Annotated in this window: 24 protein-coding genes; 14 read left to right on the forward strand and 10 right to left on the reverse strand. The window is 71.6% G+C overall.

Annotated features, from left to right (window positions below):
* Positions 1–13: 13 nt before the first annotated feature.
* Both G6N10_RS20045 and G6N10_RS13775 read right to left on the reverse strand, forming a co-directional pair.
* Positions 14–1,000 carry a hypothetical protein gene (locus G6N10_RS20045; protein WP_109750385.1) on the reverse strand — a complete coding sequence of 329 codons (987 nt, stop codon included), beginning with the start codon at positions 998–1,000 and terminating at the stop codon, positions 14–16.
* Position 1,001: 1 nt separating this feature from the next.
* The gene (locus tag G6N10_RS13775) at positions 1,002–3,530 is read right to left on the reverse strand and encodes a hypothetical protein (RefSeq protein ID WP_163742435.1); all 2,529 of its coding nucleotides are present in this window, start codon (positions 3,528–3,530) and stop codon (positions 1,002–1,004) included.
* Between the two features lie 183 nt (positions 3,531–3,713).
* On the opposite strand from G6N10_RS13775, the gene G6N10_RS13780 reads away from it, so the two are divergent.
* Entirely contained in the window at positions 3,714–4,727 is a 1,014-nt protein-coding gene (locus tag G6N10_RS13780; protein ID WP_085092896.1) for a hypothetical protein, read from the forward strand.
* Between the two features lie 7 nt (positions 4,728–4,734).
* Here G6N10_RS13780 and G6N10_RS13785 read toward each other — a convergent pair whose 3' ends face one another.
* From G6N10_RS13785 to G6N10_RS13795, 3 genes are read right to left on the reverse strand one after another with little or no spacing between them, the layout of a single operon-like run.
* The gene (locus G6N10_RS13785) at positions 4,735–5,319 is read right to left on the reverse strand and encodes a metallophosphoesterase family protein (RefSeq protein ID WP_234810425.1); all 585 of its coding nucleotides are present in this window, start codon (positions 5,317–5,319) and stop codon (positions 4,735–4,737) included.
* Positions 5,320–5,322: 3 nt separating this feature from the next.
* On the reverse strand, positions 5,323–6,036 hold the full coding sequence (locus G6N10_RS13790) for a VIT1/CCC1 transporter family protein (RefSeq protein WP_085092894.1): 714 nt from the start codon (positions 6,034–6,036) through the stop codon (positions 5,323–5,325).
* Positions 6,037–6,086: 50 nt separating this feature from the next.
* Positions 6,087–6,971 carry a LysR family transcriptional regulator gene (locus G6N10_RS13795; protein WP_085092892.1) on the reverse strand — a complete coding sequence of 295 codons (885 nt, stop codon included), beginning with the start codon at positions 6,969–6,971 and terminating at the stop codon, positions 6,087–6,089.
* A gap of 64 nt (positions 6,972–7,035) precedes the next feature.
* Between G6N10_RS13795 and G6N10_RS13800 the strand changes: the two genes are divergently transcribed.
* Positions 7,036–7,785, forward strand: a complete 750-nt coding sequence (locus G6N10_RS13800) for an SDR family oxidoreductase (protein ID WP_085092890.1) — start codon at positions 7,036–7,038, stop codon at positions 7,783–7,785.
* On the opposite strand, the gene G6N10_RS13805 is transcribed toward G6N10_RS13800, so the two are convergent.
* Positions 7,782–8,147 carry a SpoIIAA family protein gene (locus G6N10_RS13805; RefSeq protein ID WP_085092888.1) on the reverse strand — a complete coding sequence of 122 codons (366 nt, stop codon included), beginning with the start codon at positions 8,145–8,147 and terminating at the stop codon, positions 7,782–7,784. The two genes, G6N10_RS13800 and G6N10_RS13805, sit on opposite strands and share 4 nt — an antisense overlap.
* A 122-nt stretch (positions 8,148–8,269) precedes the next feature.
* On the opposite strand from G6N10_RS13805, the gene G6N10_RS13810 reads away from it, so the two are divergent.
* Both G6N10_RS13810 and G6N10_RS13815 read left to right on the forward strand, forming a co-directional pair.
* Positions 8,270–10,243, forward strand: a complete 1,974-nt coding sequence (locus G6N10_RS13810; RefSeq protein ID WP_085092886.1) for an OPT family oligopeptide transporter — start codon at positions 8,270–8,272, stop codon at positions 10,241–10,243.
* Between the two features lie 105 nt (positions 10,244–10,348).
* Positions 10,349–10,588, forward strand: coding sequence for a hypothetical protein (locus G6N10_RS13815; RefSeq protein ID WP_085092884.1), 240 nt, complete (start codon positions 10,349–10,351; stop codon positions 10,586–10,588).
* 19 nt (positions 10,589–10,607) lie between these two features.
* Here G6N10_RS13815 and G6N10_RS13820 read toward each other — a convergent pair whose 3' ends face one another.
* The gene (locus tag G6N10_RS13820; RefSeq protein ID WP_085092882.1) at positions 10,608–11,453 is read right to left on the reverse strand and encodes a sulfurtransferase; all 846 of its coding nucleotides are present in this window, start codon (positions 11,451–11,453) and stop codon (positions 10,608–10,610) included.
* A gap of 110 nt (positions 11,454–11,563) precedes the next feature.
* On the opposite strand from G6N10_RS13820, the gene G6N10_RS13825 reads away from it, so the two are divergent.
* Entirely contained in the window at positions 11,564–12,628 is a 1,065-nt protein-coding gene (locus G6N10_RS13825; RefSeq protein WP_085092880.1) for a phosphotransferase family protein, read from the forward strand.
* Positions 12,629–12,632: 4 nt separating this feature from the next.
* On the opposite strand, the gene G6N10_RS13830 is transcribed toward G6N10_RS13825, so the two are convergent.
* Positions 12,633–13,040, reverse strand: a complete 408-nt coding sequence (locus tag G6N10_RS13830) for a WhiB family transcriptional regulator (RefSeq protein WP_085092878.1) — start codon at positions 13,038–13,040, stop codon at positions 12,633–12,635.
* A 145-nt stretch (positions 13,041–13,185) separates the two neighbouring features.
* On the opposite strand from G6N10_RS13830, the gene G6N10_RS13835 reads away from it, so the two are divergent.
* From G6N10_RS13835 to G6N10_RS13860, 6 genes are all read left to right on the forward strand, one after another.
* Positions 13,186–13,926, forward strand: coding sequence for a helix-turn-helix domain-containing protein (locus G6N10_RS13835; RefSeq protein WP_085092876.1), 741 nt, complete (start codon positions 13,186–13,188; stop codon positions 13,924–13,926).
* A gap of 13 nt (positions 13,927–13,939) precedes the next feature.
* Positions 13,940–14,755, forward strand: coding sequence for a C40 family peptidase (locus G6N10_RS13840; protein ID WP_085092874.1), 816 nt, complete (start codon positions 13,940–13,942; stop codon positions 14,753–14,755).
* Positions 14,756–14,869: 114 nt separating this feature from the next.
* Entirely contained in the window at positions 14,870–15,220 is a 351-nt protein-coding gene (locus tag G6N10_RS13845) for a DUF4226 domain-containing protein (RefSeq protein WP_085092872.1), read from the forward strand.
* Positions 15,221–15,302: 82 nt separating this feature from the next.
* Positions 15,303–16,799 carry a DUF4226 domain-containing protein gene (locus G6N10_RS13850; protein WP_085092870.1) on the forward strand — a complete coding sequence of 499 codons (1,497 nt, stop codon included), beginning with the start codon at positions 15,303–15,305 and terminating at the stop codon, positions 16,797–16,799.
* Between the two features lie 28 nt (positions 16,800–16,827).
* Positions 16,828–17,142: an ESX-1 secretion-associated protein gene (locus G6N10_RS13855; RefSeq protein WP_085092868.1), complete on the forward strand. Its 315-nt coding sequence runs from the start codon at positions 16,828–16,830 to the stop codon at positions 17,140–17,142.
* A complete protein-coding gene (locus tag G6N10_RS13860; RefSeq protein WP_085092866.1) occupies positions 17,142–17,471 on the forward strand; it encodes a DUF2694 family protein in 330 nt (109 codons plus the stop codon). The genes G6N10_RS13855 and G6N10_RS13860 overlap by 1 nt, the downstream gene beginning before the upstream one ends.
* Here G6N10_RS13860 and G6N10_RS20050 read toward each other — a convergent pair.
* Entirely contained in the window at positions 17,462–17,611 is a 150-nt protein-coding gene (locus tag G6N10_RS20050; RefSeq protein WP_165757649.1) for a hypothetical protein, read from the reverse strand. The two genes, G6N10_RS13860 and G6N10_RS20050, sit on opposite strands and share 10 nt — an antisense overlap.
* A 104-nt stretch (positions 17,612–17,715) precedes the next feature.
* On the opposite strand from G6N10_RS20050, the gene G6N10_RS13865 reads away from it, so the two are divergent.
* Genes G6N10_RS13865 through eccCa form a run of 3 tightly spaced genes read left to right on the forward strand, consistent with a single transcriptional unit; the run spans position 17,716 to position 23,594 of the window.
* Positions 17,716–18,039: a DUF2710 family protein gene (locus tag G6N10_RS13865; protein ID WP_085092862.1), complete on the forward strand. Its 324-nt coding sequence runs from the start codon at positions 17,716–17,718 to the stop codon at positions 18,037–18,039.
* A gap of 34 nt (positions 18,040–18,073) precedes the next feature.
* The gene (gene eccB, locus G6N10_RS13870; RefSeq protein WP_085092860.1) at positions 18,074–19,516 is read left to right on the forward strand and encodes a type VII secretion protein EccB; all 1,443 of its coding nucleotides are present in this window, start codon (positions 18,074–18,076) and stop codon (positions 19,514–19,516) included.
* Position 19,517: 1 nt separating this feature from the next.
* Positions 19,518–23,594: a type VII secretion protein EccCa gene (gene eccCa, locus G6N10_RS13875; RefSeq protein ID WP_234810424.1), complete on the forward strand. Its 4,077-nt coding sequence runs from the start codon at positions 19,518–19,520 to the stop codon at positions 23,592–23,594.
* 10 nt (positions 23,595–23,604) lie between these two features.
* On the opposite strand, the gene G6N10_RS13880 is transcribed toward eccCa, so the two are convergent.
* Positions 23,605–25,128 (reverse strand): flavin-containing monooxygenase, encoded by a 1,524-nt coding sequence (locus tag G6N10_RS13880; RefSeq protein ID WP_244960457.1) that lies wholly within the window; start codon positions 25,126–25,128, stop codon positions 23,605–23,607.
* Positions 25,129–25,256: the final 128 nt, after the last annotated feature.

The following is a 25,256-nucleotide window of genomic DNA, read 5'->3' on the forward strand; positions in this document are numbered from 1 at the left end:
ACGGCGCGTCGTCTCAGGACGGTCCGAACGGATCGAAGTCCATCGGGTTGAGGCCGGGGCCAGCACCTGGGCCGGGGTGTCCGGCCGGTGCTGCGGCGGGGGCTGGCCACGCGGCCGGGGCGGCCGGTGCTGGCGGTGGTCCGGCGGCAGCCGGCACCGGCGCCGGGGGTGGTGCCGGTGCCTCGTCGGGTGCCCCCGCCGGCAGCAGCAGCATCAGCACCGTGACGACGACGCAGAGCGCGGTGCCGGTGGCGGCAACCCGAAGCAGCAGCGACAGCCAGGCCAGCTCGCTGCCGGGGCCGGCGATCCACACCCAGCCCGCAGCCGCGGCCAGCAGGGCGCAGCCGATAAGGGTGGGCATCCGACCGCCGCGCATCCTCCGGCCGCACCGGACGCTCTGCAGCAGCACCGCGGCACCCACCGCAGCGAGGCCGGCGGCAACCGCGACCAGTAGCGTCCCGCTGGCTTGGGCGAACATCTTCAGTTCCGGGATCGCCAGGGCGGTCGCGGCGGCGACCGTCACCAGCAGTGCTCCGGCCCCGGAGAAGGCGTAGCCGGCGACCGCGGGTCGGCCGGCGGGAAGGTCCGTGCGGGGCAGGGAAAGCTGGGGCCGGCGCAGCCGCCGACGGGACGGCGCCTCCGGGGTCGCAGCTGGGGTCGGCGCGTGCGACAGCGGCTGCTGGAGCGGCGGGCCCGGCAGGGGCGCGGGCGCCGGAGCGTCGAACGCCGCGCCGCCGCCACCGGGGAAACCGCCGAATGCGCCATCCCCGAATGCGCTGCTGCCGAACGGGTCTGGCTGAGCACCGCCACCGCCGAACGGGTCGTCCCCGAAGGATTGCCCACCGCCCGGTCCGGGGCCCGCCGGGGCGGACGTCTCCCAGGGCCGCCGGCCGCCGGCCGGCTCGGCGTAGCCTTCGGGGCGGCTTGGCCGCTGCGGGTTGCCCCGCCCCGAGTTCCGGTTGTTGCCAGCGCCTCCGGCGTTCTCCCAGGGATTCGGCATGTCAGGCTCCCATCCCACGTCGGCGGCGTCGGGTTACCAGGACGATGCCGGCCACCACCCAGATCGCCATTGGCAGCATCGTCGCGGCATAGAACACCGGGCGTGACGGCGCGGGTGCGGCGATCACATACGGCGTCCACGGCATTGACCGAGGGGACCACACCTGGTCCAGGGGCACCGGGCTCACCACGCTGCCGAGCCAGACGTGCTTGCCGCCGTCGGTGGAGACCGGACCGTTGATGGAGGGCCGACCGCCGGTGGCCATCGCGGCGTACTTCTGCTGGAACTCCGCCTCACCGATCTCGGTGGTGCTCACCTTGCTGAAGTCGACGCCGCCCCAGGTACTCGTCCAGGTGGTACCCGAGCCGTCGGTCCAGCTGAAACTCGCCTCGCCGTTGTGCAGCGAGTGGACGAAGCTGTTGAACACCGTCATCGGGTCCCACGGATCGATCCACTTGTCGACGTTGTTGCTGTTGATGATCTTTGAGTACTGCGACGGCTTGACGGCGTTGCGCTTGCGGTACCACTCGGCAGCCACCCGGCTGGCATACACCCGGCGCAGGTCGGCGAAGTTCGGCGCGTTGTTGATCCGGTCGATCAGCGCGGGCAGGATCATGCTTTCGTACAACTTGCCGTTGCTCGTGGTGACCGCAGGATCCTGACCGTCGCACATGTCGGTGCCGGGGGTGACATCGCTGTCGTCGTGCCCGATGTTGACGGTCAGTGGCGTGTCGATGACGTAGAGCTGATCGCCATCCTCGTGCACCACCGCGGGTGCGGGTTCGATCCACAGCCGGCGGCCGAGGTAGCACTTGCGGCCGCCGAGGGCGTCGACGAAGTGCTTGCCGAGCTCGGTGTCGTTCTTCTGCAGCCGCGCCGACTCCTTCTTCATCTCCAGGTCGGCCACGAGCAGCACGCGACCGGCTTCGGTCTTGCCGAACACCGAGTCGACGATGCGGTCGGGTTCGGACTCCTTGAGATTCACCCAGAACTTCTCCGGCGAGACGGCCATCCACACGAAGAAGGCGTCCATTGCCATGTCTGCGTTGCGCCGACCGCCGTAGGAAGCGACCGGCTGGGCCAGCGCGTCCGCGCGGAATGCGTACTGCGTCAGGGGTTTGCCACCGGCTGAATCGGACACATAGCGCATCTCCAGGGTGGAGAAGTCGATGCCGCCAAGGTCACCGGTGGCAGTGGTGGCCGGGCCCGAGACCGGGCTGGATGGGGCGACGGGGCCTGACGCCGGCGCCGGTTGGTAGACCGGGGGTGGTGGGGCGTTGGCGGGTGCGGGTTGGTAGATCACCGGTGGTGGGGCGTTGGCGGGTGCGGGTTGGTAGATCACCGGTGGTGGGGCGTTGGCGGGTGCGGGTTGGTAGATCACTGGCGGTGGGGCGCCAGCGGGGTCCGGTAGGGATTCAGCCGGAGCGTTGGTTTCCGGGGCGGCAATCGGAGCCGGGGCGTTTACGGGTGCGGTCGGACGCGCCGGTATCGGCGCCTTGCTGGTGACCGGTACCTGTGCGGTGGCCGGCGCCTGCTCGGTGGGCGGTGTCTCGGCAGGCTGAGTCGGCTCGGACGCCGGGCTCTGTTCCTCGGCCTCAGCCTCGTCCTGGTCGTACTGCGCCGCCATTTCCGCCAGCTCCCGCTGCATTTCAGGTGTCGCGGCGGATTCGTCGAGGACCGGGATGGGGGAGGGGCTGGTCGGGTCGGCCGGAATCTGTCCCCGGCCATAGGCCTTCGATGGGATGTACTTCGCGCAGAAGCCGGGCGGCATCTTCACACCCTCGGTTTTCCGGAGCTCGTCAACGGCGTCGGCGAGCCATTTCAGTGTCGCGTCGGTCGGTTTCTCGCCGAACATCAGCACCACCTTGGCGCCGAGCTCGCCGGCGCGCTTCATGTGGTCGAAGAACTGCTTGCGGGCGTGGTCGCCGAGGCTGGCCCCGGATTTGGCCTCGACCAGCGTCCACAGTTGCTTGGGCACCGCATTCGAGATGTTGGTGAGGTCCAGGACCGAGTTCGGTCCGGGCAGGGTGGAAACCCCGGGAATGCTCTTGCTGAGTTTCTTGTTCGCGATCCACGTGTCGTCGAGCTTCCACAGCCCATCCTTGAGGAACGTCTCGAAGGCCGGGCCCACTCGGCGGTTCGTCTGCAGCTGAATGTAGCTGTCCAGCCACTCCTGCCAGTCCAGCTGGCTGACGTTTTCGCCCTTGTCGCGCTTCGCCTGCTTCTGGCGCAGATAGCGCTTCCAGCGGGCCTTCACGCCCTCCGGGGTGTTCACATTGGAGTTCTTCCCGCCCTTGATGCCCGCCCGTTCGTTGAGGGCGCCGAGCTCTTTCGCCGTCGGTTCCGGGAGCTCGGCCAGGCTGGGGTCGAGCGCGTCGTACTCGTACGGGATGGGCTCTTCGGTGGTCGACTCCGTCGCGTCGTAGCCGGGCAGCTCGAAGCCCGGCGAACAGTCGCCGTATCCGCCGTAGGCCGCGTTCCCTTCCGCTGCGGCGATCGAAAAGCTCTGCAGCAGAAGTGAAACTGCCAACAGCAACGTCGCGAGGAGGCGGGGCAATCGCAGCGAGCGGACGGCCCGGGTCGAGCGCTGAAGGTTCACCTCCTCAGGCTAAATTTGGGATGACGACCTTCCGCGCACCAATTTTTTCGGCGATTTCCGGGTTCGACAAGTTGGTGACGCCGACCGGCCGCGCCGCGCCCTAGGCTTGCCGGTATGACTGCGCAATCGTTGGCCGCCGCCTGGGAGGACGGGCTCTCCCCGGCACTGGCGGGCCTGGCCGCGGTGTTGGAACCCCACGACGTGGAGCTGGACTATTCCGTCGAGTCGCTGCGGGCCCTGGAGGGTTTGGTGCTGGGGTTGTTCGACACCCCGCAGGACGTCCTGGCCGAATCCGATCGGGCTCTGGTCCGCGGCCTGCTGGCCTACATCGGGTTGACCCTGGTGCACCTGGCCGGCGGCAACTGGGGCTGGGACGACGAGGCGGGTTTCGCGCTGCGTGGCCGGCCGGAGCTGCCCGAGGCGCAACTGGCCGGGGCAGTCGCAGCGCAGCGCTGGGGCTGGGACGGCAGTGTGGAGGCCCCCGGGCTGCCCGTCGCGGTGCCGCCGGAGAACCTGGGCTTGGCGCCGATTTCGCCGCTGCACACGCTGCTGCGCGTCGTCGCCGAGCGGTCCGGCGGCGAGGGCGCGCTGGTGCGGGCCTACCGAGATTGGCTGGCGGTGGTGGGCAGCGCGCCGACGACCGGGGTGGTCGGCATCGACATCTACGACCGCCCGAAGCCCTCGCCGCTGCTGGACAGTTGGCTGGCCGAGCGGCGGGCCGACTTCGCGGCCTGGTCGGCCCGCTACCCGGGTAACTGGGATTTCAGCCCGGACTCGGTCGACGAGCTGCTGCAGGTGGTGCGGGCGCAGACCCCGACGGCCGAGGAATTCAACGAGCCGGCCAATGCCGATCTGGCGGCCGGTGCGTCCTGGTACCTGGGCGAGATGCTGGTCCGGGGCGCGCCGTCGTTGTGGATCTATATGGACTACGACAACCTGGTGCTGAGTCGGCTGGTCGACGAAGGAGACTCGCGGTTGGCCTGCTACTCGGTGCAGAGCGCCGACGACGTTGCGTATCTCACCCCGTTCTATCTGCTTCAGTACAGCCTGGAGACCGGTCGGCCGGAAGCCCGAACGTCGTACGACACCTGGTGCGCCTTCGTCGACCCAGGGGCGGCACCGGCCTGATCGCCGGCTACCCGGGTGTGGGCAGCAGTTCGGCGACCGCGCTCAGCGGCACCGGGCCCAGCTCCCAGGCGTCGACGCCGACGTGGATGGCGTGTCCGCGGACCCGCTGGCCGCTGTGGGTGTGGCCGTGCAGCAGCCACACCCCGAGGTTCGGCAGCCGCCACTGCTCGTAGCGGTTGTGCGTGTCGGCCGGGTCGGTGGAGTCCTGATACGGGAAGTGCGACAACAGCACCTCGACGCCGCCGATCCGGCGGCGGGCGGCCAGCCCGACGGATTCGAACACCTTCAGGTAGTCCGGCAACAGCGCGGTGGCGTCGCGGTGCATGGGGTGCACGCCGTCGTGATTGCCGGCGATCAGCCGCTTGGTGCCGGGCCGCTCGGCCAGCCAGCGCAGGGCCCGCAACTGCGCGCCCTTGCCGCCCGCGGACAGGTCACCGAGCACCCAGACCAGGTCGACATCGGTCACCGCCGCGTCCCAGCGCCGCGCGAGTTCGGCGTCGTGGTCCTCGACATCGGTGAACCCGCGCAGCTCGGCGACCTTGAGATGGCCGATGTGCGGGTCGGCGGTGAACCAGCTCTGGCGGCGCGGCATGAGTCAGTCGAGCGCCACCCCGACCAGATGCCCGATCGAGTAGGTGACCAGCAGGGCCAGGGTTCCGCCGATCACGTTGCGCAGCACCGCCGGCCGCGCCGGGGCACCGCCGAGGCGGGCCGAGACCACCCCGGTGACGGCCAGCGCGGCCAGCACCGCGCCCGCGGTGATCGGGATCCGCAGTTCCGCGGGGGGCCACAGGATCGCCAGCAGCGGCAGCAGCGCGCCGATGGTGAACGCCAGCGCGGAGGAGAACGCCGCCTGCCAGGGGTTGGTCAGCTCGGTCGGGTCGATGCCGAGTTCGGCCTCGGCGTGCGCGGTGATGGCGTCGTGGGCGGTCAGCTCCTCGGCCGCCCGGCGCGCGGTCTCCGCGGACATGCCCTTGGCCTGCAGCAGGCCGGTCAGCTCGTCGAGCTCGGCGTGCGGATCGTCGCGCAGCTCGAGGCGCTCCTTGTGCAGCAACGCGCTTTCGGTGTCGCGCTGGGTGCTCACCGAGACGTACTCGCCGAGCGCCATCGACACCGCGCCGGCCAGCAGCCCGGCGACACCGGCGGTCAGGATCGGGGCGCGCTCGGCGGACGCGGCGGCGACACCGACGACGATGCCGGCGGTCGAGACAATGCCGTCGTTGGCGCCCAGCACCCCGGCGCGCAGCCAGTTCAGCCGGGCCGCCACCGAACCGGTGTGCGGTTCGGCCGGATGCGGGACGGTGGTCACGGTCTGACCCTAGAGACGGCCCCGCAGCTGCGCCAGCAAAGCAAGCCTTGTCATACCGGAGTGTGGTCGAGCAGGGCGGCGCGGACCTCGCAGGCGGTGTGCTGCTGCCAGAGCGCCTGCACCGGCAGCAGCAGCGGGGGCTCGAGTTCGACGACGACGACCCGGCCGCCGACGGCGGGACCGGGCTCGGCGGTGACCAGCGCGACGGCGCCGGTGGTCAGCGGGGCGGTCACCATCGCCGCGCCCTGCACCCGGCTCACCACGAAATCGGGCTCGAAACCGCAGCGCCGGCAGGCCGCCATCAGGAAGTCGCTGAAATAGGACGCCCCCGGCGGCGCCCACAGCGCCAACGGCTCCCCGGCCAGGTCGGGCAGCGTGATCGCGGCCGCCGCCGCCAGCCGGTGGCCGGCCGGCACCGCGGCGCGGACCCGGTGATAGCCGAGCAGCGCCGAGGCCAGGTCACCCCCGGTGGCGACCCCGCGGCGCAGGCCGAGGTTCAGCGTCCCGTCGAGCACCCCGGCGGCCAGCCGGTCCGGGTAGCACTGACGCAGCGTGAACGACATCGTCGGGAAGGCGGCGATGGCCGGCTCGAGCAGGGCGTAGACCTCGGTGCCGTCGAGCGCCGGACTGTGCCCGACCACCCATTCCCGGGCGCGGCTGCCGGCGGCCCGGACCCGCTGGCCGACGGTGTCGGCGGCGGCCAGCAGCGGCCGGGATTCGGTCAGCAGGGCGTGCCCGGCCGGGGTCAGGCTGATCCGCCGGCCGGCCCGGGACAGCAGCGCGACCCCGAGCTCGGCCTCCAGCCGGCGCACCGAGGCGCTCAACGCCTGCTGGCTCAGGTGCAACTCGGCGGCGGCGGCGGTGAGGCTGCCGGCGTCGGCGACGGCGGCGAACTGTCGGATGCGGCGAAGGTCGGCGACCACATCCACAACCATAAGTTGTGAATACCGCGAAAAAAACTGTTTCCCTCTTGTGTAGAGCGCGATTAGCGTCGGGCCGGTGAGCGAACTCAAGGGCAAGACGGCGGTCGTCGCCGCAGGCGGAAAGAACCTCGGCGCACTGATCAGCACCGAGCTGGCCGGCCGCGGGGTGAATGTGGCCGTGCACTACAACAGCGCGGCCAGCGCGGCCGAGGCCGAGGCGACGGTGGCGGCGGTGCGGGCGGCCGGCGCCGATGCGGTGAAGGTGCAGGGCGATCTCAGCGTCCCGGCCAACATCACCGCGCTGTTCGACGCGGCCGTCGACGCCTTCGGCTCGGTGGACATCGCGGTGAACGCCGTCGGGAAGGTGCTGCGCAAACCGATCGTGGACATCACCGAGACCGAATATGACCAGATGTTCGACGTCAACGCCAAGGCGGCGTTCTTCTTCCTGCAGGAGGCCGGGCGTCGGCTCAACGACGGCGGCTCGGTCACCAGCATCGTCACCTCGCTGCTGGCGGCGTTCACCGACGGCTACTCCAGCTACGCGGGCTCCAAGAGCCCGGTCGAGCACTTCACCCGGGCGGCGGCCAAGGAGTTCGGGGTCCGTGGCATCAACGTCAACAACATCGCCCCCGGGCCGATGGACACCCCGTTCTTCTATCCGCAGGAAACCCCGGAGCGGGTGGAGTTCCACAAGTCCCAGGCGATGGGCAACCGGCTGACCCGGATCGAGGACATCGCCCCGCTGGTGGTGTTCCTCGCCGGTGACGGGCACTGGACCAACGGGCAGACGCTGTTCGTCAACGGCGGCTACACCACCCGCTAGCCGGCCGCCCAGGTCTTGGCGGCGTCCAACTCGGCCAGTGCGAAGGTCTTCATCTCGCCGGGCACCAGCCAGGCCATCGCGTGGATGGCGTGGGTGGCCCAGGTCAGATCGGTGACGATCGCGATCCGCCGGAACTGCTCGTGATGGCGGATCAGCGCGCCGAAGCCGACCTTCATGTCCTCCAGCAGCGCGCCGGGGCCAAACCCCGCGTAGTCATCGGCGATCACCTCCACCAGGCGGAACTCGTTGTCGCCGAACGACTTCTCCAGTTCCGGGACCGCCGCGAGATCCTCGCGGTGCAGCTTGCCGGACACCCGGATGCCGGCGACACCGGTGGGCATATCGGGTAGCAACTCAATCATGGCGGCCTCCTTCGCGGGTCACCTTTGACGGTACGCCGGGACGGCGGGATCGTCCCTGGCGCACACTGTTAGCGCGGCCGCGCTGTGGTGGTCCGCTCCCAGATGTGCGAGAGGACCGCAGGATGACCGCCACCCCGTCAGCTCCGCTCACCGTGCGGGAACTCACCGTCCGCGGAGTGCTGCTCGGCGGCGCGATCACGCTGGTCTTCACCGCGGCCAACGTCTACCTCGGGCTGAAGGTCGGCCTGACGTTCGCCACCGCCATTCCCGCGGCGGTCATCTCGATGGCGATCCTGCGCAACTTCGCCCACCACTCGATCGTGGAGAACAACATTGTGCAGACCGTCGCCTCGGCGGCCGGCACCCTCTCGGCGATCATCTTCGTGCTGCCCGGCCTGGTGATGATCGGGTGGTGGACGGGCTTCCCGTACTGGACGACCGCCGCAGTCTGCGCGGTCGGCGGCATCCTCGGGGTGATGTATTCGATCCCGCTGCGCCGGGCCCTGGTCACCGGATCGGATCTGCCGTATCCGGAGGGGGTGGCCGCCGCCGAGGTGCTCAAGGTCGGGGACAGCACCCAGGGCGCGGCGGAGAGCCGTACCGGCATCCGGGCGATCACCGTCGGGGCGCTGGCCGCCGCGGGGTTCCTGCTGCTGGCCAACGTGAAGCTGTGGTCGGCGTCGGTCGCCGGCTACTTCCGGGTGGGGGCCGGGGCCAGCATGTTCGGCGGCAGCCTGTCGCTGGCGCTGATCGGCGTCGGGCACCTGGTCGGGGTCAGCGTCGGGGTGGCGATGCTGGTCGGCCTGGTCATCTCGTTCGGGGTCCTGCTGCCGATCCGGACCATCGGGGAGCTGGGCTCGGGGCTGCCGCTGGCCGACGTCGTCGACACGGTGTTCGTCGACCAGGTCCGGTTCATCGGGGCCGGCACGATCGCGGTGGCCGCGGTGTGGACCCTGATCAAGATCGTCGGCCCGGTCGTCCGCGGCATCACCGAGGCGCTGGCCTCGGCCCGGACCCGTCGGGACGGCGGGTTCGTCCAGGTGGTCGAGCGTGACATCCCGTTCCCGATGGTGACCGCCACGGTGCTGGTGATGCTGGTGCCGATCGCCGCGCTGCTGGCCGCGTTCGTGCACGGCACCGTGCTGGCCGGCCACTCGGTCGGGATCATCGCGGTCAGCCTGGTGTTCGTCTTCGCCATCGGGCTGGTCATCGCCGCGGTGTGCGGTTACATGGCCGGGCTGATCGGCTCGTCGAACAGCCCGATCTCCGGGGTGGGCATCCTCGTCGTGCTGATCGCCGCCTTGCTGATCAAGCTCACCTTCGGCGCCGCCGACGACGACCAGTCCGCCGCGCTGGTCGCCTACACACTGTTCGCGGCGGCGATCACCTTTGGCGTGGCCACCATCTCCAACGACAACCTGCAGGACCTCAAGACCGGCCAGTTGGTCGGCGCGACGCCGTGGAAGCAGCAGGTGGCGCTGGTGATCGGGGTGCTGTTCGGCTCGGCGGTCATCCCGCCGGTGCTGGACCTGATGCAGAGCGCGTTCGGGTTCATGGGCACCCCGGATGCCGGACCCGAGGCGCTGGCCGCCCCGCAGGCCGCGCTGATCTCCTCGCTGGCCGACGGCGTGTTCGGCGGATCGCTGGACTGGGGCCTGCTCGGGCTGGGTGCGCTGATCGGCGTCGCCATCATCGGCGCCGACGAGGTGCTGGGCCGCACCGGCCGGTTCCGGCTGCCGCCGCTGGCGGTCGGGATGGGCATCTACCTGCCGATGTCGCTGACGCTGATCATCCCGATCGGCGCGTTCCTCGGGCTGGCCTACAACCGATGGTCGGAGCGGTTCGCCGATGCCGAGCGACGCCGGCGGCTCGGGGTGCTGCTGGCCACCGGGATGATCGTGGGGGAGAGCCTCTACGGCGTACTGTTCGCCGGCATCGTGGCGGGCACCGGCAACGAGAACCCGCTGGCGGTGGCCGCGCTGGACACCGGCGGGTATGGGCAGGTCATCGGCGTGGTGGTGTTCGCCCTGCTGGTCGGCGGGCTGTACCGGTGGACCCGGAAGGGCGCGGCGGCCGGGGCCCCCGAGCCGGTCTAGGCCTTATCACACCGGGCGCCCAATCCCTGGCGCCGCGCGCATCGATAGTGCAACAATTGCATAACGGCGGCAGGGTGCCGCGGGCTTCGCTGGGGGAGGCGTCAGATGAGGAAAGTAATGATTGCGGCGGCCGCAATTGGTGTGGCCACCACCGGGTGGTTCGTGTCCGCGCCGGTGGCCAGCGCCGAATGCGTCGGACCGAACACCGTCATCATGGGCCACGGCGGCGGCCGCTGCGACCATCCGTCGGATCAGCCCGACGGCAGCTTCGTGCGGTGCGACACCACCTACGTGTTCGGCTTCGGCGGCACGAACTGCTACCGGGTGGCGGCAGGCACGCCGTAGCGGCTGACCGTTCGTCGGGCTAGCCGGGTTGCGGGCCGGTCGCGACGGGTCGGGCCGGTTCGCCGGACCACTGCGACCAGGAACCGGGGAACAGCGCGGCGTCGTGACCGGCGACGGCCAGCGCCAGGATCTGGTGGCAGGCGGTCACCCCGGATCCGCAGTACACCGCGGTCGGACCGGCGCCGACGCCCAACCCGGCGAAGCGTTCCCGAAGTTCGGCGGCGCCCCGGAAGGTGCCTTCGGGATTGAGGTTGTCGGTCGTCGGCGCCGACACCGCGCCCGGGATGTGCCCGGCCCGCGGATCCAGCGGCTCCTCGTCGCCGCGATAGCGGGCCGCGGCCCGGGCGTCGAGCAGCAGGCCGCCCGGATCGGCGGCCACCGCCGCGGCGGCATCGGCGTCGACGGTCCGGCCGGGATCGGCCGGGGTGAGCGTGACGGTGCCGGGGGCGGGCGCCTGCTCCCCGGTCTCCGACGGGAGGCCGGCCCGCAGCCAGGCCGACCAGCCGCCGTCGAGCACCCGGACGTCGCGCACCCCGGCGGATCGCAGCAGCCACCAGCACCGGGCCGCGGCCAGCGCATTCCAGTCGTCGTAGACCACCACCGGGTCACCATCGCGCAGACCCCAGCGCCGGGCGGCGGCCTGCAGCGCGCCCGGCGCGGGCAGCGGGTGGCGTCCGGCGCCACCGACCGCATGGTCGCTGAGCTCGGCGTCCAGGTCGACGTACACCGCCCCGGGAATGTGCCCGGCCCGGTAGTCGGCGCGGCCGTCCGGGGTGGCGAGGGTCCAGCGCACATCCAGGATCCGCGGGCGGGATTCGCCGGCGCAGCGCGCGGCCAGCTCGGCAGCCGAGATCAGCCAGCTCATCTGCCCGAGGGTACCGCCGCCGGTAAAACGCCGGTGCGCGAATCGTCCGGGCGTGCATTGTCTGTGCGTGAATCGCCCGGGGGTGAATCGTTCGTGTTTGAATCCGGGGCATGACGACCACCGACCCGCTGCCCGCCGGGCCCGCCGACATCACCGCCGCCTGGTTGTCCGCGGCGCTCGGCATGACGGTGACCGACGTCGAGGTCGCCCCGCTGGGGACCGGCCAGACCGGGGCGACCTACCGGATCCGGCCCAGCTACGCCGGACCCGCCGGCCCGCCGACCCTGGTTGTCAAGCTGCCGTCCCAGCAGGACGAGGTGCGGGACCGGGTGGCGCTGGGGTATCGGGCCGAGCACGCCTTCTACGCCGGCGCGGCAGACACCCTGGCGGTTCCCACGCCGCACGCCTATCTGTGCGAAATCGACCGGGACGGCGCCGATTTCGTGCTGTTGATGGACGATCAGGCACCGGCGGAACAGGGCGACCAGATCCGCGGCTGCACGGTAGAGGAGGCGGCGCTGGCGGTGACGGCGCTGGCCGGGCTGCACGGGCCGCGCTGGTGCGATCCGGCCTGGCTGGACTTCCCGGGGGTGACGATGCCGCGGGCCGACGCCGACTTCGCCGCCGGGGTGGGGATGGCCGCGCAGCTGGCGGCGGCCACCACGGTCGAGCGCCTCGGTGGCCGGATGAGCGCGGCGGACCGGGCCACGCTGCTGGCCACCGCGGACGCGACCGGCACCTGGCTGCAGCTGGAGCCGGACCGCTTCGCGCTGCTGCACGGCGACTATCGGCTGGACAACCTGTTGTTCGATCCGGCGCGCAGCCGGATCACCGTGGTGGACTGGCAGACCATCGCCGTCGGGCTGCCCGCTCGCGACCTGGCGTACTTCCTGGGCACCGGGCTGACGGTGGCCGATCGCACCGCGGCCGAACGGGACCTGGTGCAGCGCTATCACGCCGCGCTGCTGACCTACGGGGTGAGCGACTACGGCGCCGAAACCTGTTGGCGCGACTACCGGTTGGGTACCCCGCAGATCACCTTGATCTCGTCGTTCGGGGTGGCGTTCGCGGCCTCCACCGAGCGCGGCGACGACATGATGCTGGCGATGCTGGCGCGGGGCTGCGCGGCGATCCGGGAGCTGGGCACCCTGGAGTTGATCGCCGAGCTGGCCTGACCGCTCAGGCGGCCGATTGCCGGGCCGGCAGATGCAACACCGTGGCGATGTCGCCGCCGGCCGGCAGGGTGCGCCGCCGCAGCAGCGGCTGGTTCTCCGGCAGTTCGCGGGGGGTGACCTCGCCGGTGGCGATGCGGCGCAGCTGCTCGTGGGCGCGGGCGAGTTCGTGCCGGCGGCGCCACTGGTTGCCGGGCAGCTTCACCCCCGCCCACACGCCGAACGCCTCCTGCTGCTCGAGTGCGTAGCGGGCGCAGCGGCGCTGCTGGGCCAGCGGGCAGCGCCGCAGGCACAGCGTCCGGGCCTGCAGCGCGGCGAGCTCGTAGGCCCGGGCCTTGGCCGGCCCGTCGCCCGCGTCGTCGTCGGGGTAGCCGAACCAGAGGTCGGGATTGGCGGTACAGGGCTGTTGATTCATGATCTGCTCCCTCCGGGCGGATCAAAAACGATGATGGAATCGTATATCTCATCGCCGCAATCGGCAACGAATCCATACACAGAAACAGATATCCACAGGCCCGCCGGGACGCTGTGTACGATTCGGGAATGCCGGGAGCGGGTAGATGAGCCGGGAGGCGGCGGGTGCGGCGATCAGGGCGCTGCGGGAGTCCCGGCAATGGTCGCTGGCGGATCTGGCCGCGGCCACCGGGGTCAGCGTGATGGGCCTGAGCTACCTGGAGCGCGGCGCCAGGAAACCGCACAAAAGCACAGTTCAGAAGGTTGAAATCGGTCTCGGGCTGCCGCCCGGGAGTTACTCGAGGCTGGCGCTGAGCGAGGATCCGGATGCCCTGCTGGCCGAGCTGCTGGCCGCCGAAACTCCGGAGCCGGCCGCCGTCCGGGTCGATCGCAATGTGGACGTCGGGGTGCTCCAGGGGTACGCCCGGGCCCAGCTCGACGCGCTGCGGACCGTCATCGCCCGGTTGCCGCCGAAATCATCAAACGAATACGAGACGTATATTCGTTCTGTGATGACGCAGTGCGCGACGGCAGAGCTGCTGGCGGCCGACTCGTGGCGGGTGGCCGTCAACGCCGGCAGCGCCCCGGAGGGCCCGCTGCTGGAATGTTTGCGCGAGCTCGACCGGATCCGGGTCGAGTTGGTCGGCCGGCTCCCGGACGGGCTGCCGGCGCGGTTCGAGGCGGCCCGGCTCCGTTCGGGCCTGCCGGATCGGGTGATCGCCGCGCTGCTCGGCGTCGACGACGACGAGCTGTGGCGGCTGCGGACCGCCGGTGTCGTACCGCCCGGCGCGGCGCGGCGAATCCAGGACTTCATCGAGGTCTGGAGGTCGGGGCAGCCCGACCGGTAATCAGGAGGTTGGCATGGGCGAGCTGGAGATCCTGGCACGCGCGCACGACCTGTTCGCCGGTGAGCCGGCGGCCGCCGTGCCCGACGCCCGAGATGCCGGCGGGCCGATCGCGCGACTGACCGGAGCGCTGCGGCGCGGTGGCACCCCGGACGGCTACCGCCGCTACGTGGATGGCACCCGCATCGAGTTCCGCACCGCCGCCGACACCGACGACCGGATCGCCGAACTGCTGCGCGGGGCCCGGGCCGATCACGCGGCCGGCCGCGACGGCACCGCGCGGATCCTGGCCGCCGCGCGCCGGGACCAGCCGGAGTTCTACGACTCCCCGGTGGCCCAGCGCGAGGCGCTGCGGCGCAGGGTGCAGCGGCTGCGTGATCAGTATCGACTGGTCGCCCGGGCCCGTAGCCGGTCCCGGCGTCGGGCCGCGCTGTTGCGCGCGCTGCGCTACCGGGCCCGGCGCCGAGTCCAGTTGAGCCGGCTGCGGCCGCCGGGTGGTGCGGCCGAACGGGCGGTGCGCGCCGCGATGTCCAAGCTCGGTCGGCCCTACGTCTGGGGCGCGGAGGGCCCGGACAGCTTCGACTGCTCGGGCCTGGTGCAGTGGGCGTATCACCAGGCCGGGATCAACCTGGACCGGACCACCTACGACCAGATCAACGCGGGCGCGCCGGTGCCGCGGTCGGCGATCCGGCCCGGCGATCTGGTGTTCCCGCACACCGGCCACGTCCAGATCGCCATCGGCAACGGCATGGTCATCGAGGCGCCGTACTCCGGCGCCAACGTCCGGATCAGCCCGCTGGGATCGGCGATCGCCATTCGTCGGCCCGGCTGAGCGGTGAATCGGTCCGGCTGAAAAGCCGTGAATCGGTCCGGCTGCAAAGCGGTGAATCGGTCCGGCTGAAAGCCGTGAATTGCCGCGGCCCTGTGCCGGGCGTACGGTGACGCCATGTCGGACCAGCCGGACGGGGCTGCGGTGGCGCGCGGGTTGCAGGCGCGCCTGGCCGCCGCCGTGGCGGCCGACCGGGCCCTGGTCGCCACCATCGCCGACGCCCACCGGATCGCCGCCGCGGCCCGTCGCCGGCTCGAGGACATTGGCGCGCGGGTGCAGGGCCTGCTGACCGAGCGCACCGAGCTGCCGCTGGACGCCCCGCTGGCGGTGCGCCGCGCACTGACCGCGAACCTGCGCGAGATGGAGACCGTGGTGGCCGAGACGGCGGCCGCGGCCGCCGCGAAAACCGCTGCGCTCAAACAGCTTTCCGGCGCCTACCGGGCCGCCGGACCGTCGTCCACAGGCTGAGCCGGACTGAATTGGCGGCCGCGCCGGTACGGCGTAGCGTCCGCGCTATGACCAGCCGCCGGCTCCGCCGCGGGGCGCTCCGATGAGCAGCTACGCCGAGGTGGTGGCCGCCATCGACCAGGTCACCCGCGCCACCGGCGATGTGGACTCCTGGAAGATCGACCTGGATCCGACGATCACCGATCTCACCGCACTGGCGCAGCGGCCGCAGGTTTGGGACGTGGTGCTGGAGTCGCTGTGGCGGCGCTACCCGACGCTGTTCGATCCGCTCACCCATCTGCCGGTCTCGGTGCTGCCCGGAACCCGCGACGTCGGCCCCGCGCCGCTGCAGGGCGACGGTGCCGAGGCCATCCGCACCGCCGAAGCCGCTCTGACGAAACAACATTCGACGGTGGCGATGCTCGACCTGCAGGTCATCACCGCGGTGCTGTCCGCGCACGCCACCACCGCGGCCGGGGCCAGGGCGCTGGCCGCCCTGCAACGCGACATCGAATCCGCCGTGCGCACCCGCACCGATCTGGACACTCCGGCCGGTGCTCGGGACTTCCAGCGCTACCTGATCGGAAAGCTCCGCGAGATCGGTGCGGTGGTGGAGGCCGCCGGGCTGGACGCCACCTCCAAGGCGACGCTGGCCGGAGCCTGGAACGCGCTGTACGACGCGGCCACCGGGCCGGCGAAACCGGATCCGGAACCCGACCCGCCGGTGGCACCGCAACGCCCGGCACCGCCCGCCGCGCCCGGTCCCCAGGCGCCCCCCGCCGCGCCGGGCGGGCTGCCGGGGGAGCCGCCGCCCTACGGTGAGCTGCCGGGGGAGCTGCCGCCCTATGGCGACGTCCCGCCCTACTCGGACCTGCCGCCAGAGGCACTCGCCCCGGCCGCCGCACCGCCGGTGAACACCGGCGCCCCGGCCCCCGCACCGGCGGCCGCTTCGGCGCTGCCGCTGCCCGCCCTGCCGAGCCTGGGCGGGCCGATCGGCGGCGAGAGCGCCGCCGCGCCCAGCGGCAGCCTGCGACCGGCCGGCCTTGACGCGCTGTTCGGCCCCGAGCCGCCCCTGGCCGAGGACCTGCCCGGGCAGCGCTCGACGGCTGAGGACCTCGACCCCGATGAGCCCGACGCCGACGAGTCCGACCCCGATGAGTCCGATCGTGCTGATGCCGACCGCGGGGATGCCGACCCGGGTGAGCAGCCGGAGCCGCCGCGGACCGTCGAGCTGCCCGGCGGCGATCGGATCAGCGTCGCCGACCCGAAGCTGGCCGCCGCCCTGACCGCGACGCTGGCCGGCACCCCGCTGCGCGAGGCGTTCACCGCCCAGGGCATCGTGCTGCCAGAACCCGGCAGCCCGGTCCCGCAGCCGCTGGACCCCGGGCGGATCCGGACCGGCGACATCGCGGTGTTCAGTGATCGACTGGCCGTTGCGCTCGATGACACCCGGGCCTGGCACGACGGCCAGATCCAGCCGATCGCGAACGTCTCCGGGCCGAGCTTCCTGGGCTGGCAGCACCTGCCGACCGTCGGCGCGGCCGCCGTGCCGCCCGGTCAGCCCGGCCAAACCCCTGCACCCACCCGTCCGGCCGCCTAATGTCGGACCTGCCGAAAGGAACACCGCGATGGGCGAGTACATCGACATCGATCCGGCCGAGCTGTCCCGGCTGGCCAAGCGGCACGGCGAGGCCGCCGGGTATCTGCGCGCGGTCCCGGCCAACCACCCGGAGATCCAGGCCAGCGTGGACTCGCTCGGCCCGATCTTCGCCGAATTCTCCGATGCCGCCAGGGATCTGCTGGAGCAACGCCGCCGTTGCTACCAGGTGCAGGCCGACGAGCATGAGTTGCTCGCCGAGCACCTCGGCGCCACCGCCGCCCTGTGGCGCGACCACGAGCAAACCGCCACCGGGCTCATCCGGAACGTCCTCGACGAGACCTGATGGCCCACCCCGATCCGGCGTTCGACGCCGCGCATCCCAGCGGCCGGGTGCTGTTCCGCAGCTGCCGCGGCGGCTACCTGGATTCGGTGATCCTGACCGAGGCCGCACTCGACGCCGACGCGGACACCCTCGCCGAGGCCATCCTGCGCACCGCCGACGTGTCCTACCTCAAGGCGCTGATGGCGGTTCGGGCGGAGATCATCGCGGCGGGCCACAGCCCGTCGGCGGAGCTGGCCGGTCCGGCCGATCTGCGCGCCGCCACCCGGCGGCTCGCCGAGCACCGGCTGGGGCCGGAGGCCGACCGGGTCGGTGGGGTCAGTCAGTACTGACGGGCCCAGGACTGCACGGCCGCCGGATCCGGCACCACGTCGGCGGGCGGCTCGACCGGCTCGGCGCCGAACAGCGCCAGCGCCCGCTTCAGCAGGGCGCGCACCTCGTCGAGCTGGTGTTGCAGCGTCACATCCGCCATCACCGAACGGTACTGCGGCGCACCGCCGGCCACAATTCGATCGCAAACATCCTTGGGACAACGGGGTCGGCGGTCGTACGCTGAGGGGCGGGGATGGTGACGATATGACGTTCGCCGACGGGGACGCCGCAGCGGGGCGCGAGGGCAACGCAGCGGTCGACGCCGTGCTCCGGGACCTGCGGGAGGCCGCCGACCGGTGGGAAGCCCTGGTCGCCGAGGCCGAAACCATCACCTACGCCGTCGATCTCGGGGACCTGCGGGCCGTCATCAACGCCGACGGCAGGCTGCTGGACCTGGTGCTGGCGGCGGGCACCGTCACCGAATACACCCACGACGAGCTCAGCGAACGCCTCAACGCCGCGTTCGCCGTGCTGCGCGAGGAGGCCCGCGCCGACAACGCCGCCCGGTACGGAAGCGAACTCCGGTGAGCGGCCGGGGTCGGTTCCGGGATCGGCGGCGGCCATGCCGCTGAACCTGTCCAACCGGGACCAGAACTCCGGCCACCTGTTCTACAACCGCCGGCTGCGGGCCGCCATCACCCGATTCTCGGTGCGGATGAAGCACGACGACCGCAAACAACAGGCCGCCCTGGTGCTCGGGGTGGTCTTCGTGTTGATCGGCATCGGCTGGATGGCCCTGCTGCACATCATGAAACCGGCCGGGCTGACCGGCGACTCCGACATTGTCGGGGACCGCCGCACCGGGGCGGTCTACGCCCGGATCGACGGGCGGTTGCACCCGGCGCTGAACCTGACCTCGGCGCGGCTGGCCACCGGCACCGCGGGCGTGCCGACCTGGGTCGGCGCCGCCGAGATCGCCCGGCATCCCACCGGGCCGCTGATCGGGATCCCGGGGGCGCCCGAGGACCTCGCCGTCACCGGCGGCACCTCGGCCTGGACGGTGTGCGACACCGCGCCGGCGCGGGCCAATGCCACGCCGCTGGTCACCGCCATCGCCGGAGCGCTGGACCCGGCGGGCCCGGCCCCGCCGCTGCCGGCCGGCCGCGCGGTGCTCGGCGTGCACGACGGCCAGACCCTGCTGATCTGGAACGGCCGGCGCGCCCGGATTGATCCGGCCGACCGCACCCTGAGGTTCAACCTGGGCCTGGACCCCGGCCGCACCCGCGCCGTACCGATCTCCAACGCCCTCTACGACGCGCTGCCGCCGAGCGAGCCGATCACCGTGCCGGTCGTCCCGGGCGCCGGCGACCCGTCGCGCTGGCTGCCCGGCACCCCGATCGGCACCGTGCTGACCACCCGGGACGCCGCCGGCGCGGGCAGCGGGTTCTACCTGCTGCTCGGTGCGGGGGTCCAGCAGATCAGCGGCTTCGTCGCCGACTTGCTGCGCACCGCCGGGCCGGAAGCCGCTGCCCTGCAACCGATCTCGCCGGACAGACTGGTCGGGATCCCCGAGGTGGAGTCACTGGCCGTCGACGACTATCCCGACGGGCCGGTGCAGTTCGTCGACACCGACGCCAACCCGGTCACCTGCCTGAGCTGGGAGAAGCACGGCGCCGACCGGCAGGCCGCGATCGGGGTGCGGTCCGGGCGCGGACTGCCGGTGCCGGCCGGGCAGGACGCCCGACTGGTGCGGCTGGTCCGCGATGACCGCGCCCCCGAGTCGGTGGAGGCCGACCAAACCCTGGTGCTGCCCGGCGCCGCCAACCTGGTCGCCACCACCAGCGAGCTCCCGGCCACCGAGACCCGGGAAAGCCTGTACTGGATCTCCCCGCAGGGCGTCCGGTTCGGCATCGAATGGGATGACCAGACACTGTCCGCGCTCGGGGTGGACGCGGCCGCGGCCGTGCAGGCGCCCTGGCCGCTGATCCGGGTCTTCGCCCCCGGCCCGGCGATCGGCCGGGATGCCGCGCTGCGCGAGCATGACGCGCTGCCGGGCGGGGGTTGAGGTGTCCAAACGGGGCTTCGTCCGGGCCCCGCGCGTCCCCGCCCCGACGGTGCCCCCGATTCGGGTGGCGGTGCCGCCGCCGCTGGCGCTGCCCGAGCGCGAGCCCCGCAACATCCTGCTGATGATCGCCATCCCGGCGCTGCTGGTCGGCATCATCGGGACCCTGGTGGTGATGTACACCTCCGGGGTGCGCTCGCTGCAGTCCGGGTTCTTTCCGATGATCGGGCTGGTCGGGTTCGGCGCGATGATGTTCAGCGGCCGGTTCGGCCGCACCCGCAAGGTCGGCTGGGGCGAACAGGAGAAGGACCGGCGCGGCTATCTGCGCCAGCTCGACGAGGACCGCGACGAGATCCAGCGGGCCGCCGCGGCGGCCCGACGCGCCCGGCTGTTCACCCACCCCGACCCGCAGCGGCTCGACAGCGTGATCGGCGGCCCGCGGATGTGGGAACGCCGGCCCACCGACCCGGACTTTCTTGACGTGCGCCTCGGCATCGGGATCCAGCAGTCCGGTGAGGCCGCGGTGTCGTTGCAGTGGCCCGAGGTTCCGATCGGCGAGGAACTCGAACCGGTCACCGGTGCGGCGCTGCGCGACTTCATGTTGGAGCAGACCAAGATCCGGGGCATCGGCAAGGTGCTGAGCCTGCGCTCGCGGCCCGGCTTCAGCATCGTCGGCGCCGATCCGGCCGCCGTCGCCGCCCTGGCCCGGGCGCTGCTGTGCGGGCTGGCCGTCGCGCACAGCCCGGCCGATCTGAAGATCATGGTGGTCACCCGGCACCCGCAGCGCTGGGACTGGCTGGTGTGGCTGCCGCACAACCAGCACGACGAGATGTTCGACGCCTGCGGGCTGCGCCGGCTGGTGTTCGCCACACCGACCGACCTGGAGGAGGCCCTCGACGCCGAGCTGCATCGCAAGGGCCGCGGGCCGTGGGAACCGCCGAACGCCGCCAGCCCGGTCTCGATGCCCTCGCCGATGGAGGCCAGCCGCGCACCCGGACCGCACTGGCTGATCGTCGACGACGGCACCGGCAGCCCGGACGCCTGGGAGGGGGTCACCGGACAGAAGGGAATGGCCGGGATCACCGTGCTGCGGCTCGCCGCGCGGCGTGGCATCGGGGTCGGATTCGGTTGCCCGGACGAACGTTTCGAGCTGCACGGCGCGATGCTGCGGCACCGCGGAGCGTTCTACGCCGTCGCCGACCAGCTGGCCGCGTCGGCCGCCACCCGGTATGCCCGGGCGATGGCCCGCTGGTCGCCGTCGACGGCCGCCGAGCGGGAAACCTCGGGCGGGGGCACCGAGCTGCTGCGCGCGCTGGGCATCACCGACCTGCGCAACCTCGATGTCGACCGGTTGTGGTCACAGCGCCGGGGTCGCAGCGACCCGAAGTGGGCGATGATCCCGGTCGGCGTCGGCCCGGGCGGACGCCTGCAGCACATTGTTCTGCGGGCCAAGGACTTCGGTGGATTCGGTTTCCATTCGGTGGTGATCGGCACCTCCGGCTCGGGCAAGTCCGAGTACTTCCTGGCGCTGTGCAACGGGATCGCGCTGACCCACTCGCCGCAGACCTTCACGGTGATCTTCGTCGACATGAAGTTCGAGTCGGCCGCCCAGGACCTCGCGGGCCTGCCGCATGTGGCCGGCTCGCTGTCCAACCTCGGCAAGGATGATCGGCACCTCGCCGAACGAATGCGCACCGCGATCAACGGCGAGATCGCCCGGCGCTACCGGCTTTTCAAGGAGGCCGGGGCGCGGGACGCCAACGAGTACGAGGAGATGCGGCTGGCCGGCCGGGACCTGGAGCCGGTGCCGATCCTGCTGGTCATCATCGACGAGTATCTGGAGCTGTTCCACCACCACCCGGACTGGATCGACCTGGTCATCCACATCGGCCAGGAGGGCCGCGGCTGCAACGTGTTCTTCACCCTCGGCGGCCAGCGGCTGGACCTGTCCTCGCTGAGCAAGGTCAAGAGCAACATCGCCTTTCGGGTCGCGCTGCGCGCCGAGACCGCGGAGGACTCCCGCGACGTGATCGGCAGCGACGCCGCGCTGCACCTGCCGTCGGCGGACAACGGGTACGCACTGCTCAAGGTCGGTCCCCGCGACCTCGAGCAGTTCCGCTGCTTCTACGTATCGGCGCCGTTCGTGCTGCCCAAGCCGGCCACCGGGCCGGCGACGGTGGACCTGAGCTTCGCCCGGCCGCGGGCGCTGACCTGGGAGTTTCAGCCGCTGTCGGAGGCCGACAGCGCGGCGCTGGCCCGCGTCGACGCCCCCGAGCAGCCCGATGAATTCCTCTACCACCCCGACGGTTTCAAGAAGATGAAGCTGCTGGAGGTGATCCGCGACGCGCTGATCGCCCATCCGGCGCGCGCCCCGCACCGGATCTGGCTGCCGCCGCTGGAGGAACCGGAACCGATCGACCGGCTGGTCACCCGGTGGCGGGGCCGGGACTGGCGGGACGGCTACGGCGACAACCCGGGGCTGGTGTTCCCGGTCGGGATGGCGGACTTGCCCGAGGAGCACGCGCAGCGGGTGCACGTCGTCGACGCCGAGATGGACAACGTGATGGTGGTGGCCACCGCCCAGCGCGGCAAGTCCAGCACCCTGATGACGCTGATCACCGCCGCGGCGCTGCTCTACCGCCCCGAGCGGGTCACCTTCTTCTGCCTGGGTGCCGCGCTGCACCCGGTCGAGGAGATCCCGCACGTGGCATCGGTGGTGTCGCTGGCCGACGGGGAGGGGGTGTCCCGGACGCTGGCAACCCTGGAGGTGCTGCTGCGGGACCGGGAGGCATCCTTCAAGCGCTACCAGATCGACGTGGCCGAGTTCCGCGACCGGCGGTTCGGCCCGGCCCGCGGCGCCGGCACCCCGGGCACCGACCCGGACGACAAATTCGGTGACGTGTTCCTCGTCGTCGACAACTTCGGCGACCTCTACGAATCGGACATGGCCACCGGGGATCGGGTGATCCGGCTGGCCCGCCAGGGTCTGTCCTACGGCATCCACGTGATGAGCAGCGCCAGCGGCTGGCTGGTCGGGCAGCGGCAGGCGCTGATCAACATCTCCAACGCCCGGATCCAGCTGCGGTTGAGCAACCCCGACGAGACCCAGATGGGCATCGGCATCGAACATCGCCGGGCCGCCCGCCGGGTCCCGGACCGACCCGGCTTCGGGGTCAGCGCCGAGGGACACGAGCTGCTGATCGGGCTGCCGGAGATCGACGGCCCGGACGGCCGGCTGACGGTACGCCAGACCGGGCGGGCGATCGCCGCGGTGACCGGCGCCGGGAAGCGCGAGACGCTGGCGCGGCTGCCGCGGGCGGTGGCGCTGCGCACCCTGGTCACGGCGTTCGCCGCGGGCCCGGCCGGCGCGGATCCCTGGAACATCCCGTTCGCGCTCGGCGAGAGCGTGCTGGCGCCGCTGGCGCTGCCGACCGGCGCGCTGCCGAACCTGCTGATCGTCGGGCGCCAGGGCTGCGGGAAAACCACCGCGCTGGCCGCGTTCGGCCAGGCCGCGATGGCGCGGCTGGGCGCCGAGCGGCTGCAGATCCACATCATCGACCCGAAGACCAGCCTGATCGGCCGGGTGCAGGGACCGCAGGTCGTCCGGTACGCCTACACCGCCGAGGACATCGACGCCACGATGGCCGAGCTGGCCGAGCTGCTGGCCCGCCGGCTGCCGCCGTCCGGGCTGACCCAGCAGGAACTGCTGGACCGCGAGCCCTGGACCGGGCCGCACCAGCTGGTGCTGATCGACGACGAGCAGGAACTGCGGGCCGCCGGGGCGGTGCTGGGCAAACCGGCGGCCAGCGCGCCGCTGTGGCCGCTGATCGAACGCAGCCGGGAGATCGGGCTGCACGTGGTGGTGGCCCGGGCGCCCGGCAACTGGGCCGGGGTGTCGCTGATGAACCCGCTGCTGCAGCGGCTGACCGCCGCGCGCACCCCGACGCTGTTCATGGACAACGATCCGGCGATGGTGAAGGTGTTCGGCCGGATCAGCGCCGCGCAGTTGCCGCCCGGCCGCGGTCAGTTCGTCACGGTCGAGGGCGAGATCGAGGGCGTGCTGATCGGGCTGCCGGACTGACCGCCTCGGATCAGTGTGCGGCCGACGGGGTCTCGATCGCCGGCGCGGTCGTGCCGAACTGCAGCACGCCGTCGTCGATCCGCCGGTACCGCAGGTTCAGCGCGTCGACCGGCAGCACCGCGCGCAGTCGCCACGGCGATTCGGTGCCGCGCTTGGGAAACGCGTCGATGTCGCGCAGCGCGTAGGTGGAGTTCTGCTCCAGGTACGGGGTGCGCGCCAGGGCCGCGTCGGCCCGGGCCGGCGCCACCCGGTGCTGACCGCGGGCGTCGAGGTGGTTGATCAGCCGGCAGGCGTATTCGGCGGTCAGGTCGGACTTGAGCGTCCAGGACAGGTTCGAATACCCCAGCGAGAACACCAGGTTCGGCACGCCCTCGAGCATCATGTCCTGGTAGCACACCCGCTGCCCCGGATCGATCTCCTCGCCGTCGACCACCAACTCGATGCCGCCGAGGAACTTCAACCGAAACCCGGTGGCGGACACCACGATATCGGCGGGCAGCCCCGTTCCGGACTTCAGCTCCAGGCCGGTCTCGGTGAACTGCACCAGCTCGTCGGTGACCACCCGTGCGGTGTCGCCGTGCAGCGCCTCGAAGAAATCGTTGTCCGGCACGATCGAGATGGCTTGATCCCAGGGCAGATAACGCGGATTGAAGTGGGTGTCCACCGGATAGCCCTTCGGCAGGGCATGTTTCATCGCGCCGCGGAACACCGCGCGCATGAACCGGGGCACCCCCTTGGGCACCCCCTTGCACATGTGGTAGGCGACGGTCATCCGAAAGATGTTCTTGGCGCGGACGATCGACCACATGGCGCGCGCCGGCAGGATCTTGCTCAGCAGCTTCGCCAGGTGATCGACGGCCGGCATCGAGAGCACATAGGAGGGCGACCGCTGCAGCATGGTGACCGACGCGGCGGTGCGGGCGAGCACCGGCAGCAGGCTGACGGCCGTCGAGCCGCTGCCGATGATCACCACCCGCTTGCCGGCATGATCGAGGTCCGCCGGCCAGTACTGCGGATCGACCAGGACCCCGCCGAACCGGGACCGCTGCGGGTAGTCGGGCAGGTAGCCGGCCGCGTAGTCGAAGTAGCCCCCGCAGACCAGCAGGAACGCGCAGCTGATGGTGACGGGCTCGCCGTCGCGCTCCACGTCCAGCGTCCAGCGTCCGGTCTGGCTGGACCACTGTGCCCCGGCGACCCGGTGATTGAACCGGATCTGCCGGTCGATGCCGAACCGGCGGGCGGTGTCCCGGATGTAGGCCAGGATGTCGGCGCCGTCGGCGATGGCGGTGGTGGACAGCCAGGGGTTGAAGCCGAAGCCGTAGGTGAACATGTCGGCGTCCGAGCGGATGCCCGGATAGCGGAACTGATCCCAGGTGCCACCGGCCCGCGGACGGGCCTCCAGCACCGCGTAGGTCTTGTCCGGGCAGTCCCGCTGCAGGTGGTACGCGGCGCTGATTCCGGAGATTCCGGCACCCACGATGACCACGTCGACATGGTTGCTGGCGGCCGGTGCGGGCGGCTGGTCGTCTGACACGCGGAAGGTCTCCTCGGCCGGTGGGCAGGGCATTACAAGACAGGCCGTCACCGTACCGTCAGTAGTTTCGTTTACAAATGAAACACGTTCTAATCCTGTTAGGGTGCGGATTGGTCAGGGCCTTCGGG

It is taken from the genome of Mycolicibacterium fallax (genome assembly GCF_010726955.1).
Classification (GTDB): domain Bacteria; phylum Actinomycetota; class Actinomycetes; order Mycobacteriales; family Mycobacteriaceae; genus Mycobacterium; species Mycobacterium fallax.